General features: G+C 65.2%; 15 protein-coding genes. 8 read left to right on the top strand and 7 right to left on the bottom strand.

The genetic code is table 11. The features are described 5' to 3' along the window. The first annotated feature begins 141 nt into the window (after positions 1-141). The gene (locus tag ONG87_RS01410; RefSeq protein WP_122480507.1) at positions 142-549 is read left to right on the top strand and encodes a TM2 domain-containing protein; all 408 of its coding nucleotides are present in this window, start codon (positions 142-144) and stop codon (positions 547-549) included. 312 nt (positions 550-861) lie between these two features. Here ONG87_RS01410 and ONG87_RS01415 read toward each other — a convergent pair whose 3' ends face one another. The 7 genes from ONG87_RS01415 to gshB form a co-directional block, all read right to left on the bottom strand. After that, positions 862-2133, bottom strand: coding sequence for a dihydroorotase (locus ONG87_RS01415; protein ID WP_192137550.1), 1272 nt, complete (start codon positions 2131-2133; stop codon positions 862-864). Continuing rightward, complete coding sequence (locus tag ONG87_RS01420) at positions 2130-3134, bottom strand: aspartate carbamoyltransferase catalytic subunit (RefSeq protein ID WP_122480505.1); 1005 nt, start codon at positions 3132-3134, stop codon at positions 2130-2132. Before ONG87_RS01420 ends, ONG87_RS01415 begins: the two co-directional genes overlap by 4 nt. An 11-nt stretch (positions 3135-3145) precedes the next feature. After that, entirely contained in the window at positions 3146-3664 is a 519-nt protein-coding gene (gene pyrR / locus ONG87_RS01425) for a bifunctional pyr operon transcriptional regulator/uracil phosphoribosyltransferase PyrR (protein ID WP_122480504.1), read from the bottom strand. Positions 3665-3965: 301 nt separating this feature from the next. Beyond that, positions 3966-4406, bottom strand: coding sequence for a Holliday junction resolvase RuvX (gene ruvX / locus ONG87_RS01430; protein ID WP_122480503.1), 441 nt, complete (start codon positions 4404-4406; stop codon positions 3966-3968). Further along, positions 4406-4975, bottom strand: coding sequence for a YqgE/AlgH family protein (locus tag ONG87_RS01435; protein ID WP_122480502.1), 570 nt, complete (start codon positions 4973-4975; stop codon positions 4406-4408). The genes ruvX and ONG87_RS01435 overlap by 1 nt, the downstream gene beginning before the upstream one ends. Positions 4976-5036: 61 nt before the next feature. Next, positions 5037-5942: an energy transducer TonB gene (locus tag ONG87_RS01440; protein ID WP_264382079.1), complete on the bottom strand. Its 906-nt coding sequence runs from the start codon at positions 5940-5942 to the stop codon at positions 5037-5039. An 89-nt stretch (positions 5943-6031) separates the two neighbouring features. Further along, positions 6032-6985 carry a glutathione synthase gene (gshB, locus tag ONG87_RS01445; RefSeq protein WP_122795940.1) on the bottom strand — a complete coding sequence of 318 codons (954 nt, stop codon included), beginning with the start codon at positions 6983-6985 and terminating at the stop codon, positions 6032-6034. Positions 6986-7177: 192 nt separating this feature from the next. Between gshB and ONG87_RS01450 the strand changes: the two genes are divergently transcribed. The 7 genes from ONG87_RS01450 to ONG87_RS01480 all read left to right on the top strand — a co-directional run bounded on the left by ONG87_RS01450 (position 7178) and on the right by ONG87_RS01480 (position 16021). After that, complete coding sequence (locus tag ONG87_RS01450; protein WP_264382080.1) at positions 7178-7567, top strand: PleD family two-component system response regulator; 390 nt, start codon at positions 7178-7180, stop codon at positions 7565-7567. A gap of 54 nt (positions 7568-7621) precedes the next feature. Then, positions 7622-7987 carry a twitching motility response regulator PilH gene (gene pilH / locus ONG87_RS01455; protein ID WP_122480669.1) on the top strand — a complete coding sequence of 122 codons (366 nt, stop codon included), beginning with the start codon at positions 7622-7624 and terminating at the stop codon, positions 7985-7987. Between the two features lie 9 nt (positions 7988-7996). Further along, the gene (locus ONG87_RS01460) at positions 7997-8536 is read left to right on the top strand and encodes a chemotaxis protein CheW (RefSeq protein ID WP_185794914.1); all 540 of its coding nucleotides are present in this window, start codon (positions 7997-7999) and stop codon (positions 8534-8536) included. Between the two features lie 58 nt (positions 8537-8594). Next, a complete protein-coding gene (locus tag ONG87_RS01465; RefSeq protein WP_122480497.1) occupies positions 8595-10652 on the top strand; it encodes a methyl-accepting chemotaxis protein in 2058 nt (685 codons plus the stop codon). Positions 10653-10654: 2 nt separating this feature from the next. Next, complete coding sequence (locus tag ONG87_RS01470) at positions 10655-14728, top strand: response regulator (protein ID WP_264382081.1); 4074 nt, start codon at positions 10655-10657, stop codon at positions 14726-14728. Continuing rightward, the gene (locus ONG87_RS01475; protein WP_122714520.1) at positions 14721-15176 is read left to right on the top strand and encodes a chemotaxis protein CheW; all 456 of its coding nucleotides are present in this window, start codon (positions 14721-14723) and stop codon (positions 15174-15176) included. The genes ONG87_RS01470 and ONG87_RS01475 overlap by 8 nt, the downstream gene beginning before the upstream one ends. Before the next feature lie 86 nt (positions 15177-15262). Further along, the gene (locus tag ONG87_RS01480; protein WP_192055856.1) at positions 15263-16021 is read left to right on the top strand and encodes an ABC transporter substrate-binding protein; all 759 of its coding nucleotides are present in this window, start codon (positions 15263-15265) and stop codon (positions 16019-16021) included. Positions 16022-16035 lie beyond the last annotated feature (14 nt).

The following is a 16035-nucleotide window of genomic DNA, read 5'->3' on the forward strand; positions in this document are numbered from 1 at the left end:
AATTGTCCTTTGTGCGGCACGCAACTCAGGTGCTGCAAGGGTTCAGCCGATGTCGGTCACAGAAATGCCATACGTCGGGACGGGGCAAAAAAGTCACAAAACCGTTCAAAAAATTTTTATATCAGAGGGCGTACATCAACAATGAACAGCTATCGGATCCACGATACCCACAGCAAAGTCATGGGCTACCTGTTGTGGATTTTGGGCTTTACCGGTGCTCATCGCTTCTACTACGGCAAGCCGGTGACCGGGACGATCTGGTTTTTCACCCTGGGGCTGTTCGGCATCGGCTGGCTTATCGACCTGTTCCTGATTCCGGCCATGGACCGGCACGCCGACATGCGCTTTCACAGCGGCCAGACCAACTACAACGTGGCCTGGGTACTGCTGACTTTTCTCGGTTTGTTCGGTGTGCACCGCATGTACATGGGCAAGTGGATCACCGGGGTGATCTACCTGCTGACCGGGGGGTTGTTCTTGGTGGGCGTGCTGTATGACTTCTGGACGCTGAATGATCAGGTGTCGATGAAGAACGCGCAGCGCGGGTAGGTCGTTCAGGCTGCAGCCCCTGCTGCGCTGTGTCAGGCAGACCGCAGCGAGGCCTTCGCGGCCACTGGCCGCTCCTACGGGGATGGTCGTTTGTGGGAGCGGGCTCTGCCCGCGAAGAAGTGGGTGCGGTGCATCAGGCAGACCACAGTGAGGCCTTCGCGGCCGCTGACCGCTCCTACGGGGGGGGGCGTCTGTGGGAGCGGGCTCTGCCCGCGAAGAAGTGAGTGCGGTGCATCAGCCGTACTGCGGCGAGGCTTTCGCGGCCGCTGACCGCTCCTACAGGGATGGTGTCGTCTGTAGGAGCGGGGGGGATCAGCCAGTGAAGCTGATATGCCCATCCACCAAGGTGTAACGCACGGCGCCCGGCAACGTGTGACCGAGGAACGGGCAGTTGGCGCCCTTGGACAGCCAGCGCTCGCCGGCCACCGTCGAGACGCCTTCATCGAACAGCACCAGATCTGCCGCTGCGCCCACCTGCAAGCGGCCGGCCGGCAAGCGCATGGCCTCGGCCGGGCCCTGGCCCAGGCGCGCGAGCAAGGTCGGCAGGTCGAGCAAGCCATCCTGCACCAGGGTCAGGGCCAACGGCAATAGCAGCTCGACACTGCTGATACCCGGCTCGGTCGCACCGAACGGGGCCAGTTTGGCATCACGGTCGTGGGGCTGGTGATGGCTGGCAATGGCCTGCACCACGCCCTTCTTCACCGCCGCACGCAAGCCTTCCCGATCCGCTGTCGAGCGCAGCGGCGGTTGCACGTGATACAGGCTGGAAAACCCGGTCAGCGCCTCGTCGGTCAGGATCAATTGGTACAGCGCCACGTCCGCCGTGACCGGCAGGCCGCGGCCTTGGGCCTGTTCGATCAGCTCGACGCCGCGGGCGGTGGTCAATTGGCTGAAATGCGCACGCACGCCGCTTTGTTCGACCAGCAGCAAGTCACGTGCAAGGGCGACGGTTTCAGCCGTTTCCGGAATGCCTGCCAGGCCAAGGAAGCTGGCCGTAGGGCCGTCGTGGGCGAGCCCGCCGGCGGACAGGTCACGGTCCTGGGAATGGAAGATCACCGTCAGGTCGAACGTTGCGGCGTACTCAAGCGCACGACACAGCGTCCGGTGGTTGCCAAAGCTGTTCAGGCCATTGCCGAAGGCAATGCAGCCGGCATCGCGCAAGGCGATCAGTTCCGCCAGTTGCTCGCCCTCGAGGCCCTTGCTCAGGGCACCGATCGGAAACACCTTGGCATGCCCGGCCTCGCGGGCGCGATCCAGGATCAGCTCGGCCACTGCCGAGGTATCGAGGATCGGCTTGGTCAGCGGCGGGCAGCACAGGCTGGTGACGCCACCGGCAGCTGCGGCCCGGGTTTCACTGGCGATGGTGCCCTTGCGGCTGTAGCCGGGCTCGCGCAGCGACACGCTGAGGTCGACCAGGCCGGGCGCTGCCACCAGGCCGCTGGCGTCCAGGCGCTGGCTGGCGGTGAAATCGGCGGGCGCATCGCCGATGGCCACGATTCGCCCCTGGCTGATATGCAGGTCGCTGATCTGGTCCAGACCACTGGCGGGGTCGATCACCCGTGCACCGATAATACTGAGGCTCACTGGACGCTCTCCTGCTCGAATTGACGCTGGGCCGTCTGCCCGCTCATGGCCATCGACAACACCGCCATGCGGACTGCGATGCCGTAGGTGACCTGGTTGAGAATTACCGAATGGGGTCCGTCGGCGACGGCCGATTCGATCTCGACGCCACGGTTGATCGGCCCAGGGTGCATGACGATGGCATCGGGCTTGGCGCCAGCCAGGCGCGCGGTGGTCAAACCGTACAGGCGATAGAACTCGCCTTCGCTGGGCAGCAGGCCACCGGTCATGCGTTCACGCTGCAGGCGCAGCATGATCACCACATCGACATCCTTGAGGCCCTGCTCCAGGTCGGTAAACACCTTGACGCCATACTGCTCGACGCCGATGGGCAGCAGCGTCTTCGGGCCGATCACGCGGATGTCCGGGCAGCCCAGGGTCTTGAGGGCGATCATGTTCGAGCGCGCTACCCGCGAGTGCAGGATGTCGCCGACGATCGCTACCGACAGGTTCTCGAAGCCGCCTTTGTGGCGGCGAATCGTGAGCATGTCGAGCATGCCCTGGGTCGGGTGGGCATGGCGGCCATCGCCACCGTTGATGATGGCCACTTCCGGGCTGACGTGCTCGGCGATGAAGTGCGCGGCCCCGGAGTCGGCGTGGCGCACGACGAACATGTCGGCGGCCATCGCTTCGAGGTTGCGCAGGGTGTCGAACAGGGTTTCACCCTTGCTGGTCGAGGAGGTCGACACGTTCAGGGTGATGACGTCGGCCGACAGGCGCTGGGCGGCGAGCTCGAAGGTGGTGCGCGTGCGCGTGGAGTTTTCGAAGAACACGTTGCACACGGTCTTGCCGCGCAGCAACGGGACTTTCTTGACCGCACGGGCGCCAACTTCAAGGAACGAATCAGCGGTATCGAGCACTTCGGTCAGTAGTTCGCGGGACAAGCCGTCGAGGGAAAGAAAATGGCGTAGCTGGCCCTGGTCATTGAGCTGCAGCGGGCGCTTGGCGTCGATAGGCGTCATGGCGGGGGCTCTTAAAGGCTGGAGGCGGAAACGAGGTCCTGGCGCTCGAGGGCGAGCGGGGACGGGCCGAGCAATTTTACCCGTTCATGGGCAGCCAGCGACAGGGTGGCACCGACGATGTCGGGGCGAATCGGCAGCTCGCCGGCGTCCAGGTCGAGCAGGCACACCAAGGTCACGCTGGCAGGGCGGCCGTAGTCGAACAGTTCATTGAGGGCAGCGCGGACGGTGCGGCCACTCATCAGCACGTCGTCGATCAGCACCAGATGCTGGCCCTCGATCTCGAAGGGCAGGGCCGAGGGGCGCACTTGCGGGTGCAGGCCGTTCTGGCTGAAGTCGTCGCGGTAGAACGACACGTCCAGGGTGCCCAGCGCAGCCTTGCTGTCCATGGCTTGCAGCAACGCCTGAGCGACCCAGACACCGCCGCTGTGAATGCCGATGTAGCGCGGCTCGGCAATGGAGCGCCTGGCCAGATGGGCCTTGAGGTCGACAGCCATCGCGCCGATCAGCTCGGCCGGGTTGGGAAGGCTCATGTGTGCTCCTGTGTTTGAGTTCGTCCGAAGAGAGGGGTGCAACGTGGCGCGGCTTGCACCCCACCTGTAGCAGCGGCACGAGCCGCGTCGGCGGTCGCGCGGTGTATCTGGAAAAATGCGCCGAGGCCGGACGCGGCTTGCACCCCACCTGTAGCAGCGGCGCGAGCCGCGTCGGCGGTCGTGCGGTGTATCTGGAAAAATGCGTCAGGGCCGGACGCGCGGTGTATCTGGAAAAATGCGTCGAGGCCCGACGCGGCTTGCACCGCTGCTACGGTGGGGTGGGGTGCAGCTGCTGTCATCTTCAGCTGTTGCCACCCAGCGCATTCGCCTCCAGCCAGCCTTGCAGCAGCAGCTTGGCAGCGATGGCGTCGACCGGGTTGTCGCGGTAGCTGCCGCGCTGCCCGCCACGGGCCATGCGCTCGCCCTTGGCCTCGAAGGTGGTCAGCCGTTCATCGTGGGTGTGCACCGGGATGTTGAAGCGGCCGTTCAGGCGGCGGGCGAACTTTTCTGCCCGCTCGCTCATTTCGCTGGGGCTGCCGTCCATGTTCAGCGGCAGGCCGACGACGATGGCGTCCGGCTGCCATTCCTTGATCAGCGCTTCGACGCGGGTCCAGTCGGGCACGCCGTTCTGGGCCTTGAGGGTACACAGTTCACGGGCCTGGCCGGTGATCACCTGGCCGACCGCGAAGCCGATCTGCTTGGTGCCGTAATCCACGCCGAGCAGCAGTCTGGGTGCGCTCATCAGGCGTGGCCCGCCTGGCTGGTCAGCAGGCTGAGGTTGATGCCCAGGCGTGCCGCCGCCGCGCCGAGGCGCTGGTCGCTGTCGGTATTGAACAGGATGTCGGCATCGAAGGGGCAGGTCAGCCAGGCATTGTCGGCCAGTTCGGCTTCCAGCTGACCGGCCTCCCAGCCGGCGTAGCCCAAGGTAATCAGGCTTTGCTCGGGACCCGCGCCATCGGCGATGGCGAACAGGATGTCCTGGGAGGTGGACAGCGAGACCTCGCCCAGCTCGACCGTGGCCTGGAACACCGGGCCGCTGGGGTGCAGAACGAAGCCGCGGTCGGTCTGCACCGGCCCGCCGTTGTAGATGGGCACCTGCTGGCAGGAAGCCGGTGGTTCGGTGTCCGGCCGCAACTGCTCGAGTATGTCGGCCAGGTTCAGGTCCTGCAGGCGGTTGACCACCAGGCCCATCGCGCCATTGGGCGTGTGCTCGACGATGTAGGTCAAGGTATGGGCAAAATTGGGGTCCGCCATGTGCGGCATGGCGATCAGGAACTGGTTCCTGAGGTAGCTCGTTTCGAGGTTTTTCATGACCTGTAGTGTGGCGTCGGCCTGCCAGCCTGACAAGCTTGCAGGCGCAGTTTCATGTGTCTCAATTGCTCTGCAGGCGATCGCCCTTGGCGAAGCGCCAGGTACGGATGATCTCCAGGCGGTCGACGTCGGCCAGATCGCCGGTGAAGGGCGCGAACGGCGCGGCCAGGCGCACGATGCGCTGGGCCGCCTGATCGAGCAGCGACTGGCCGGACGATTCGAGCACCAACACCTCGTAGAGCGAGCCGTCGCTGTTGATCGACACCATCAGCCGCAGGCTGCCGTAGATCTGCTGGCGGCGTGCCTCGTCGGGGTAATTGAGGTTGCCGATGCGTTCGACTTTCTTGCGCCAATCATCCTTGTACCAGGCACCCTTGTCGCGCATGGTCGAGGCCGCGCTCAAACGGTGGATGCGCGGACGCTTGGCGTAGGCCTGCTGCTCGTGGGACAGCTCGGCTTCCAGGCTGGCGATCTCGCTGGACAGCTGCGAGCTGTCGAATTCCGGGGTAACGGCCTTTGGCTTGGGGTCGGGCTTGACCGGTGGCGGTCGTGCCTCGGTCTTCACCGGCCGGGGGGCCGTGGTGGCGATGGCCTTCTTCAGCGGTGCAGGCTCGGGCTGGGTGACCGGCTTGGGCGCAGGCGGTGGCGTCACCTTGTTGATCTTGCTGTCCTGGAAGGGCGCGACTTCAGTGGTCTTGGGCACGGCCTTCTTGTCCAGGGTGCCGCTGCCTTGCTGGTTGTCCTGGGCAAGAAAATCCGCATCCTTGGGCGCGGTCTGGCTCTTGAGCGGTGCCAGGGTCACTTCCAGGGTCTTGCTGATCTGGGTAGGCGGCTGCGTGCCGAAGCCCACGCCGACGATCAGGGCGACGTGCAGCAGCGCGGCGAGGAACAGGGTAAAACCCAGCCGATCCGCAGGGCGGGCGCCGATGCGGGTCAGTTCAGCAGGGAGGTCGGCGGGCAGCGTCATGAAGAATCCGGCAGGCGTGCAACCCGGGCGGCGATGCGCGCCCGGCAACTGAAAGGGCGTGCATCATAACCCGGAGCAGGGGCGTAGGGTCAGCGTGCCTTGAGCTTGCGATCGATGGCGTCCATCAATTGGCCGCCGATGTCGGTGCCGAATGCCGCGTCGATTTCGCGGATGCAGGTCGGGCTGGTGACGTTGATCTCGGTGAGGTGCTCGCCGATCACGTCCAGGCCGACGAACAACAGGCCCCGGGCGCGCAGCGACGGGCCGACCTGTTCGGCGATCCAGCGGTCCTTGTCGCTCAGCGGACGCGCTTCGCCACGCCCCCCGGCTGCCAGGTTGCCGCGAGTCTCGCCGCTGGCGGGAATACGCGCCAGGCAGTAGGGCACCGGCTCGCCGTCGATCATCAGGATGCGTTTGTCGCCGTCCTTGATCGCCGGCAGGTAGCGCTGCGCCATGATCTGCTGGGTCCCCATGGCCGTCAGCGTTTCGAGGATGACCGACAGGTTCGGATCGCCCACCCGATGGCGGAAGATCGAGGTGCCGCCCATGCCGTCCAGCGGCTTGAGAATGACGTCGCCATGTTCGGCGGCGAACTCGCGCAGGATGTCGGCCCGACGGCTGACCAGCGTGGGCGGGGTCAGTTGCGGGAACAGCGTGGCGAACATCTTCTCGTTGCAGTCGCGCAGGCTCTGCGGCTTGTTCACCACCAGTACGCCCGCGGCCTCGGCCTGTTCGAGCAGGTAGGTGCTGTAGACGAATTCGAGGTCGAAGGGTGGGTCCTTGCGCATCAGGATGACGTCGAGATCGGCCAGCGGCGCGTCGAATTCCGACTCGAACTCGAACCAGTGCTGCGGGTCGGCGAAGACCTTGAGCGGACGCATCCGCGCGCGGGCCTGGCCCTGGCCTTGATACAGGTCCTGGATTTCCATGTGGAACAGCGACCAACCGCGTGCCTGGGCCGCCAGCAGCATGGCCAGCGAGCTGTCCTTCTTGTAGGAGATGTTGGCGATCGGGTCCATGACAATGCCGAGGCGAACGCTCATGGGGTAGCTCCTGTACGCGGGACGTGCCGCTTGCGAATGGGTCTTGGAAAGTGGCGTCAGGGTGGCGCCGCATGGCCCGCAGGTCAAGGGGCAGCGGCCGATGGAACGCTGTTGGAGAGTGTGCTAAAAAGGCTCGGACTTCTTTATTGCCCGCGAAGGCGCCCGTCGGGGCAAGCGCACATCAGAGCCTCCATGAAAACGTCCGAAGCCTTCAAGATCATGGTGATCGACGACTCCAAGACGATTCGTCGCAGCGCCGAACTGTTGCTCGAACAGGCAGGCTGCCAAGTGATCACCGCACTCGATGGCTTCGATGCCCTGGCCAAGATCGTCGACGAACGTCCCGATATCATCTTCATTGATGTCATGATGCCGCGCCTGGATGGCTACCAGACCTGCGCGCTGCTCAAGAGCAACAGCGGCTTCAGCGCCATTCCGGTGGTGATGTTGTCGTCGCGCGATGGCCTGTTCGACAAGGCTCGCGGCCGCAGTGTCGGCTCGGATCAATTTTTGACCAAGCCCTTCAGCAAGCAAGAACTGCTCGCCGCGATCCGCACCCATGTGCCGGGTTTCGCCGCGTAGCGAACGTTGTCCAGCCCTGGCGCGTGCCAGGGCCTTTACCGCATGGGGAACAGCATGGCTCGAATCCTGATCGTCGATGATTCGCAGACGGAAACCTACAAACTCACCGGCATGCTGGAACGGCACGGTCATGAAGTGCTCAAGGCCCAGAACGGTGCCGATGGTGTGGCCCTGGCCCGCCAGGAGAAGCCCGACGCCGTCCTCATGGACATCGTCATGCCCGGCTTGAACGGCTTCCAGGCGACCCGCCAGTTGCACAAGGACGAAGAGACCGCGCACATTCCGGTGATCATGATCACCACCAAGGATCAGGAAACCGACAAGGTCTGGGGCACTCGCCAGGGGGCCAAGGGCTACCTGACCAAGCCGGTGGACGAGGACACCTTGATCCAGACGTTGAACACCGTCCTGGCCGGTTGACCCACGCCGATGCTGGAGTCACGCACCGCCTTCGACCTGCTGCTCGATATCGACCAGCGTTGTCGCCTGCTGGCCGCCGAGCTGCCCTCGCAGGAACTGCGCCTGCAGACCTGGAGCGGCATCGGTTTTCGTCTGGCCGGGCACTGGTACGTCGCGCCCATGGGCGAGGTTGCCGAAGTGCTGCCCGAGCCACGCAGCACGCGGCTGCCGGGGGTCAGGCCTTGGGTCGTGGGCGTGTCGAACCTGCGCGGGCGGCTGTTGCCGGTCATCGACCTGGGCGGATTCTTCGGCCATGGCCTGTCGCCGCAGCGCAAACAGCACCGGGTGCTGGTGGTGGACCGAGCGGACATCTTCGTCGGCCTGCTGGTGGACGAGGTCGCCGGTCTGCAGCATTTCAGCTCGGCCAACCACCAGGCATCATTGCCCGAAATGGCGCTGGCTGCCGCCGCGCCGTTCCTGCAGGGCCACTTCCTGCGTGAACACCCCTGGTGCGTGTTCAGCCCGGCCCGGCTGGTACAGGCCCCCGCTTTCCTGGATGTAGCACTCTGAGCATGCCTATGCGTATCCGTACTTCCCCCAGCAGACTCGCCCTACACGGGCCCACATCATGACCAAGCGCTGGCCAGGCAACTCTCTGTTGGGCTCCCGAGCCGGCGCGCAGATCATCGGCCTGTTCGTGGCGTTGGTGATCTTCATCGTTCTGCTGTTCGCCAATTTCACCTACCTCAACACTCAATCCACCTACGACAAGCAGTACATCGGCCATGCCGGCGAATTGCGCGTGCTGTCGCAGCGCATCGCCAAGAACGCCACCGAGGCGGCGGCGGGCAAGGCTGCAGCGTTCAAGTTGCTGGCCGATGCGCGCAACGATTTCGAGCGCCGCTGGGGTTTTCTCAAGGAGGGCGACAGCGCCACCGGGCTGCCTGCGGCCCCCGCGGCGATGCGCGAGCAGATGCGCCTGGTGCAGCGCGACTGGGACGAGTTGCGCCACAATTCCGATGCGATCCTGGCCAGCGAGCAGACGGTGCTGTCGCTGCACCAGGTGGCCGCGACCCTGGCCGAAACCGTGCCGCAACTGCAGGTCGAGTACGACAAGGTCGTCGACACGCTGCTGCGCGGTGCCGCGCCTGCCAGCCAGGTCGCCGTGGCCCAGCGACAGTCGTTGCTCGCCGAGCGCATTCTGGGCGCCGTCAACACGGTGCTGTCCGGCGACGAAAGCGCGGCCCAGGCTGCGGAGAGCTTCGGCCGCGACGCCAATCGTTTCGGCCAGGTGCTGGGCGGCATGCTCGACGGCGATGCGCTGATCCGGGTGACCCAGGTACAAGATCCGGAGGCACGCGCGCGCTTGCGCGAGATCGCCGAGCTGTTCCAGTTCGTCTCGGGCAGCGTCGACGAGATCCTCGAAACCTCGCCCGAACTGTTTCAGGTGCGGGCCTCGGCCAGCAATATCTTCAATCAGTCGCAGACCCTTCTGGAAGAAGCCTCGCGCCTGGCCAGCGGCTTCGAGAACCTGGCCAGCGGGCGTTCCGCTGGTACCGTCGGTGGCTATGTGCTGGGCTTGGCGGCGCTGGCTTCGATCATTCTGATCGCCCTGGTGATGGTGCGCGAAACCAAACGGCAACTGCGCCAGACCGCAGAGAAAAGCGAGCGCAACCAGGCGGCGATCATGCGCCTGCTCGATGAGATCGGTGGGTTGGCCGATGGCGACCTGACCGTGACCGCCTCGGTGACCGAGGAATTCACCGGTGCCATCGCCGATTCGATCAATCATTCCATCGACCAGTTGCGCGATCTGGTGGCCACCATCAACCTCACCGCCGAAGAGGTCGCTACGGCCGTGCAGGACACCCAGGCCACTGCTCACCAGTTGGCGCGGGCCTCGGGGCATCAGGCGCAGCAGATCAGTGACGCATCGGTGGCGATCAGCGACATGGCCCAGTCGATCGACCGGGTGTCGACGAACGCCTGGGAGTCGGCCAAGGTTGCGGATCGTTCGGTGACCATCGCCAACAAGGGCAGCGAGGTGGTGAACAACACTATCCAGGGCATGGACAACATTCGCGAGCAGATCCAGGACACCGCCAAGCGCCTCAAGCGGCTGGGCGAATCGTCCCAGGAAATCGGCCACATCGTCAGCCTGATCGACGACATTGCCGACCAGACCAGCATCCTTGCCCTGAACGCGGCGATCCAGGCCTCCATGGCTGGCGAGGCCGGGCGTGGCTTTGCCGTGGTCGCGGACGAAGTGCAACGCCTGGCCGAGCGCTCGTCATCGGCTACCCGGCAGATCGAGACGCTGGTGCGGGCGATCCAGGCCGACACCAACGAGGCAGTGATCTCCATGGAACAGACCACGTTCGAAGTGGTGCGCGGTGCGCGCCTGGCTCACGACGCCGGGATCGCCCTGGAAGAGATCGAGGGCGTGTCGCAGGATCTGGCCGAGCTGATCCAGGTGATTTCCAGCGCTGCCCAGCAGCAGACCAGTTCGGCAGGACAGATCTCGCACACCATGTCGGTGATCCAGCAGATCACCGAGCAGACCTCTTCAGGCTCCAGTGCAACGGCTGAAAGCATCGGCAATCTGGCGCAGATGGCCAGCGAGATGCGCCGTTCGGTGTCCGGTTTCACCTTGCCGGCGCCCAGTGCCGATGCAACTGCGGAGTGATCATGGCTGAACGGCACGAATACGTACTTCCCGCGTTGTGCGAGGAGTTGCTCAAGGTCAAGGAGCAGCTGGACCTGTTCGTGCGCGGTGGTCGCGAGTACACCCAGGAGTTGAACGGCCTGACGGCATCGTTGCGACAGATTGCCGATGCCCTGGCTGTGCTCGGTTTCGGCCAGCCGCGCAAGGTCATCATCGACCAGTTGGCGGTGATCCAGAGCCTGGTGCAGGGGACCCGCGAGCCCAACGATGCCGTGTTGATGGACGTCGCCGGGGCACTGCTCTATGTCGAAGCCACGCTGGCGGGCATGGCGGGACCCAGCGATACGCCGGGGCGCGACGAGCAGCAGACGTCCAGCACCGACCTGGTGCAGATTCGCCAACTGGTGATGCGCGAAACCCGCTTCGGCCTGCAGGAGGCCAGGGACATACTGGCCGATTCCAGCGACGGCCGCTGGGACCGGCAACGGCTGCGCACCTTGGTGCCGCTGCTCACCCAGCTGCGCGGTGCGCTGGTCATGCTGCCGTTGCCCAGGGCCGCCGCGGTGCTGCAAGGCTGCAATGACGCCGTTCAAGCGCACCTGTTGGACGAGCCGACGGCATCGGTACCTGTGCCCCTGGAGCAGGTGACGGCTGCACTCGCGGCGGTCGAGCATTACCTGCAGCGCACCAGCGAAGCACCGCAGCTTGCCCATGAGAGCCTGCTGGCGGTGGCCGAGGCTGGCCTGGCAGCGGCTGCGCCAACAGACCCACACGGCGAGGCGCATGCCGCGACGGGCCCGGAGCCCGAACCCGTGGATACCCAATTGCTGGAGATCTTCCACAGCGAGGCCTTGAGCCACCTGAGCGCCGTGGAGCGATTTCTCGCCCTGGACGAGCAGGGCAACGACGTCGCCGTCACCGACGAATTGCAGCGTGCCCTGCACACGCTCAAGGGCAGCGCGCTGGTGGCCGGTGTCACGCCGCTGGCCGAACTGGCCACGGCCTTCGACGTCATGGCCCGCGAGCTGCGTTCCCACCGGCTGCCGTTCCAGGCCCGAACGCTGGGCCTGCTGGGCGATGCCCACTATCTGATGCGGCAGAAGCTGCTGCAATTGCCTGCGCAGCCGCTGACGCCCATTCCCGGTGCCGGCGAGCTGATCCGGCAGGTACAGGAACACACCACCGAACGCCTGCAGGGCGTACAGACGCTGGGCGATGCCCGGCAGGTCCAGGCGCCGCAACTGATCGAGCGGTTGCTCGACGAGGGCATGGATATCCTGCTCGATGCCGAGCGCTTGCTGCAGCGCTGGCAACAGACGCCGGCCAGCCGTGTGGAGTTGCCACGGCTGCTCGACCAGCTGACCCTGCTGGGCGAACAGGCGCAACTGACGGACGTGCAGGCGCTCGACGAGCTGTGCGAGGCGCTGCTCGATCTGTATGGCGCGGTCGAAGAAAGCAGCCTGAGTGTCAGCACGGATTTTTTCCAGCAGGCCGAACAGGCCCAGGAAGCCATGATCGGCATGCTCGATCAATTGGCGGCCGGGCAAGAGGTCAAGGCCCAGCCCACCCACGTGCGTGCCTTGCGGGCACTGTTGCAGGGTGCCCTGGCCCCGCACGCCATGGGTGTGGTGCAGCGCGAAGGCGGCGCGGTGATCGATCTTACCCTGCTTGGCAACGCCGCTGCGGCGGATGCCGAGGATGAAGGGTCATTCACCGAGGAATCCATCGAGCAGACCCAGCGGCGCTGGCTGAGCGAACCCGGCTACGAGGGGGCATCCCAGCCCCCGCCGCGTCCGGGTCCATCGGAGCCTGGAATCGAGCAGGTGGACGACGCCGACGGTGAATTGCTGGGTATCTTCATCGAAGAGGGATTGGACATCGTCGAGAGCGCAGGCGCGGCACTGGTGCGCTGGCAGGCCGAACCGGGCAACCATCTCGAAGCGGAAAACCTGCTGCGCGACCTGCACACGCTCAAGGGCGGCGCAAGGATGGTGGAGATCGGTCCGCTGGGCGACCTGGCCCACGAGCTGGAATCGGTGTACGAGCGCATCTCCCAGGGGCAGTTGCAGGCCTCCAGCCAACTGTTTGGCTTGCTGCACAAGGGTCACGACCGCCTGGCCCAGATGCTCGACGCGGTCCGCTCGCGGCAGGCGTTGCCGTCCGCCGGAAAGCTGATTGCCGCGATCGCCGAATTCGCCGCGGGCAGTGAGCCAGCCGGGCACGCCGGGCCAGCTGCTTCGGCCAAGCCCGCAGTTGCCGAACCGGTGGCCGCCGAACGTGGTCCCGTCGATGTGATCAAGGTCGGCGCCGAGCTGCTCGATGAATTGGGCAACCTGGCGGGGGAAACCGCAATCTTTCGCGGCCGCATCGAGCAGCAGGTCAATGACGCCCAGGCGGCGCTGCAGGAAATGGAAACCACTATCGAGCGCATGCGCGATCAGCTGCGCCGCCTCGATACCGAAACCCAAGGCCGCATCCTCAGCCGTCAGCAGGTCGATGGTCAGGCTTACGAAGACTTCGACCCACTGGAAATGGACCGTCATTCACACCTGCAGCAGCTGTCGAGGGCCCTGTTCGAGTCGGCCTCGGACCTGCTCGATCTGAAGGAAACCCTGGCCGGCCGCAACCTGGAAGCACAGACGTTGCTGCAGCAACAGGCGCGCGTCGACAGCCAATTGCAGGAGGGCTTGATGCGCACGCGCATGGTGCCGTTCGAGCGCCTGCTGCCGCGCCTGCAGCGTGTAGTGCGCCAGGTGGCCGAGGCGCTGGGCAAGGAGGTCGAGTTCGAAGTCAGCCAGGCTCAGGGCGAGATGGACCGCAGCGTCCTGGAACGCATGATCGCGCCGCTCGAACACATGCTGCGCAATGCCGTCGATCATGGCCTGGAGCCGATCGAGCAGCGCCTGGCTGCGGGCAAGCCGGCGGTGGGGCACATTCGTCTGGCCTTGCTGCACCAAGGCGGCGACATCGTCATCGAGATGAGTGACGACGGTGCCGGGGTGCCCCTGCAAGCGGTGCGCGCCAAGGCTATCAAGCGCGGTTTGCTGGATCCGCACAGCGACCTCAGCGACCACGACGTGTTGCAGTTCATCCTCCAGCCCGGTTTCTCCACCGCTACCAAGGTCACGCAGATTTCCGGCCGTGGCCTGGGCATGGACGTGGTCCACGAAGAGGTCAAGCAGCTGGGTGGCGCCATGAGTATCGACTCGCGGCCGGGGCAGGGCGCACGGTTCCAGATTCGCCTGCCGTTCACCGTGTCGGTCAACCGCGCCCTGATGGTGCAGTGTGGCGAAGAACAGTACGCGATTCCCCTGAACAGCATCGAGGGGATCGTGCGGGTCATGCCCGGCGAGCTGCACGATGCCTACCAGTCTGCCCCACCGCGCTACGGCTACGCCGGGCGGGTGTATGACCTGCGCTACCTGGGCACCCTGCTGCATGGCCTCGCCGTCCCCTCGCTGACGGCGCAGAGCCAACCGTTGCCCGTGCTGCTGGTGCGCGCGTTCGATCAGCAGGTGGCGGTGCAGGTCGATGCCTTGGCCGGCTCCCGCGAAATCGTGGTGAAAAGCCTGGGAAGCCAGTTCGCGGCCGTGCCGGGCCTGGGCGGTGCGACCATCCTGGGCGATGGCAGCGTGGTGCTGATCCTCGACCTGCTGGCTCAGCTGCGGGCCCGTCAGGGTGTGGCCGTGGCTCGCGCCGGTTATCAGCACGGTGCGCAGGTACGGCGCCTGCAAGTCCTGGTAGTCGACGACTCGGTGACCGTGCGCAAGGTCACCAGTCGCTTGCTCGAGCGTCACGGCATGCAGGTGCTGACCGCCAAGGACGGGGTCGACGCCATGGCGCTGTTGCAGGAACACAGCCCCGATATTCTCCTGCTGGACATCGAGATGCCGCGCATGGACGGTTTCGAGGTCGCCCGGCGCATCCGCCAGCATCCCACGCTCAAGGACCTGCCCATCATCATGATCACCTCACGTACGGGGCAAAAGCATCGCGAGCGGGCGATGGCCATTGGCGTCAACGAGTACCTGGGCAAGCCCTATCAGGAGAGCCAGTTGCTGGAATGCATCGAACGCTGGGGCCAGGTCCATGCTTGATCGGGCGATCGGCCGCCGCGACAGCCTCACCGCGCTGGTGCTGCCCCTGGCCGATCGAAGCCTGTTGCTGCCCAACGTGGCGGTGGCCGAGCTGATCGACTATCTGCCCGGTGAACCGGTGCTCGGCGCCGCGCGCTGGCACCTGGGAATGATCGAGTGGCGCAACCTGCGCCTGCCGCTGGTCAGCTTCGAAGCGGCCAGCGGCGGCGAAGCGGTGATCGGCGAGCGCGCCCGTATCGTCGTGCTCAATGCACTGGGTGAAACCTCGACGCGTTTCATTGCCGTACTGATCCAGCACGTGCCTCGCTCGTGCCGGGTCGACAGCCAGCTCAGCTACGTTGACGTGCCGCTCAAGCCGCTGGAAATGGCGGCGGTGCAGGTCGGCGAAACCGTAGCGCGGGTGCCGGACCTCACAGCCTTGGAAAACCTGCTGCACAGCGCGGTGTAGACACCTTGTCACGTAATCATTGCAGGGCTTTACAGCCGTCGGCCTGACCGGCACTCTGGCGTTGCCTTTGCTGCAGGGACCTCGTAATGCTCGACCGCACTTTTCTCGCCTTTGCCTTCTGTGCTGCGCTGCTCAGTGGCAGCCCCGTGCGCGCCGAGGTCCCGGCAGGCTATTCGATGGTCTTGCTGACCGAAAACTTTCCACCCTACAACATGGCCAGCAACGACAAGAACTTCGCCCAGGAAGAGAACATCCGCGGCATCGCAGCGGAACTCGTGCGCGAAATGTTCCGCCGGGCGGACATCCCCTACAGCATGACCCTGCGGTTTCCCTGGGACCGTATCTACAAGCTGGCCCTGAGCAATGCCGGCTATGGGGTGTTCGTCACCGCGCGCCTGCCCGAGCGCGAACAGGCCTTCAAATGGGTTGGCCCACTGGGTCCGGATGACTGGATCATGCTGGCCCGTGCGGACAGCCCGATCACCCTGGAAACCCTCGACCAGGCCCGGCCCTACCGGATCGGCGCCTACAAGGGCGATGCCATTGCGCAGAGCCTTGCCGAGCGTGACATGCGTCCGATCGTCGCCCTGCGCGACCAGGACAACGCACGCAAGTTGCTGGATGGCCAGATCGACCTGTGGGCCACGGGCGATCCGGCTGGCCGCTATCTGGCACGTCTGGAAGGGATCAACGGGCTCAAGACCGTGCTGCGCTTCAACAGCGCCGAGCTGTTTCTGGCGCTGAACAAGGACACACCGCAGGCGGTGGTCGAGCGTCTGCAACGATCACTCGATGAGATGCGCCGCGACGGTTTCGTCGATCGGGTATTCGCCGACTATCTATGAGACACGGCACTCCA

It is taken from the genome of Pseudomonas sp. MM227, from assembly GCF_947090715.1.
In the GTDB taxonomy this organism is placed as follows: Bacteria; Pseudomonadota; Gammaproteobacteria; order Pseudomonadales; family Pseudomonadaceae; genus Aquipseudomonas; species Aquipseudomonas baltica.

Bases quoted from the DNA above. Each gene is read 5' to 3' on its own strand.
- ONG87_RS01435 (WP_122480502.1), bottom strand. From the start codon at position 4,975: ATGAAAAACCTCGAAACGAGCTACCTCAGGAACCAGTTCCTGATCGCC.
- ONG87_RS01450 (WP_264382080.1), top strand. From the start codon at position 7,178: ATGAAAACGTCCGAAGCCTTCAAGATCATGGTGATCGACGACTCCAAG.
- ruvX (WP_122480503.1), bottom strand. From the start codon at position 4,406: ATGAGCGCACCCAGACTGCTGCTCGGCGTGGATTACGGCACCAAGCAG.
- ONG87_RS01440 (WP_264382079.1), bottom strand. From the start codon at position 5,942: ATGACGCTGCCCGCCGACCTCCCTGCTGAACTGACCCGCATCGGCGCC.
- gshB (WP_122795940.1), bottom strand. From the start codon at position 6,985: ATGAGCGTTCGCCTCGGCATTGTCATGGACCCGATCGCCAACATCTCC.
- ONG87_RS01475 (WP_122714520.1), top strand. From the start codon at position 14,721: ATGCTTGATCGGGCGATCGGCCGCCGCGACAGCCTCACCGCGCTGGTG.
- ONG87_RS01480 (WP_192055856.1), top strand. From the start codon at position 15,263: ATGCTCGACCGCACTTTTCTCGCCTTTGCCTTCTGTGCTGCGCTGCTC.
- ONG87_RS01410 (WP_122480507.1), top strand. From the start codon at position 142: ATGAACAGCTATCGGATCCACGATACCCACAGCAAAGTCATGGGCTAC.
- ONG87_RS01465 (WP_122480497.1), top strand. From the start codon at position 8,595: ATGACCAAGCGCTGGCCAGGCAACTCTCTGTTGGGCTCCCGAGCCGGC.
- ONG87_RS01470 (WP_264382081.1), top strand. From the start codon at position 10,655: ATGGCTGAACGGCACGAATACGTACTTCCCGCGTTGTGCGAGGAGTTG.
- pyrR (WP_122480504.1), bottom strand. From the start codon at position 3,664: ATGAGCCTTCCCAACCCGGCCGAGCTGATCGGCGCGATGGCTGTCGAC.
- pilH (WP_122480669.1), top strand. From the start codon at position 7,622: ATGGCTCGAATCCTGATCGTCGATGATTCGCAGACGGAAACCTACAAA.
- ONG87_RS01420 (WP_122480505.1), bottom strand. From the start codon at position 3,134: ATGACGCCTATCGACGCCAAGCGCCCGCTGCAGCTCAATGACCAGGGC.
- ONG87_RS01460 (WP_185794914.1), top strand. From the start codon at position 7,997: ATGCTGGAGTCACGCACCGCCTTCGACCTGCTGCTCGATATCGACCAG.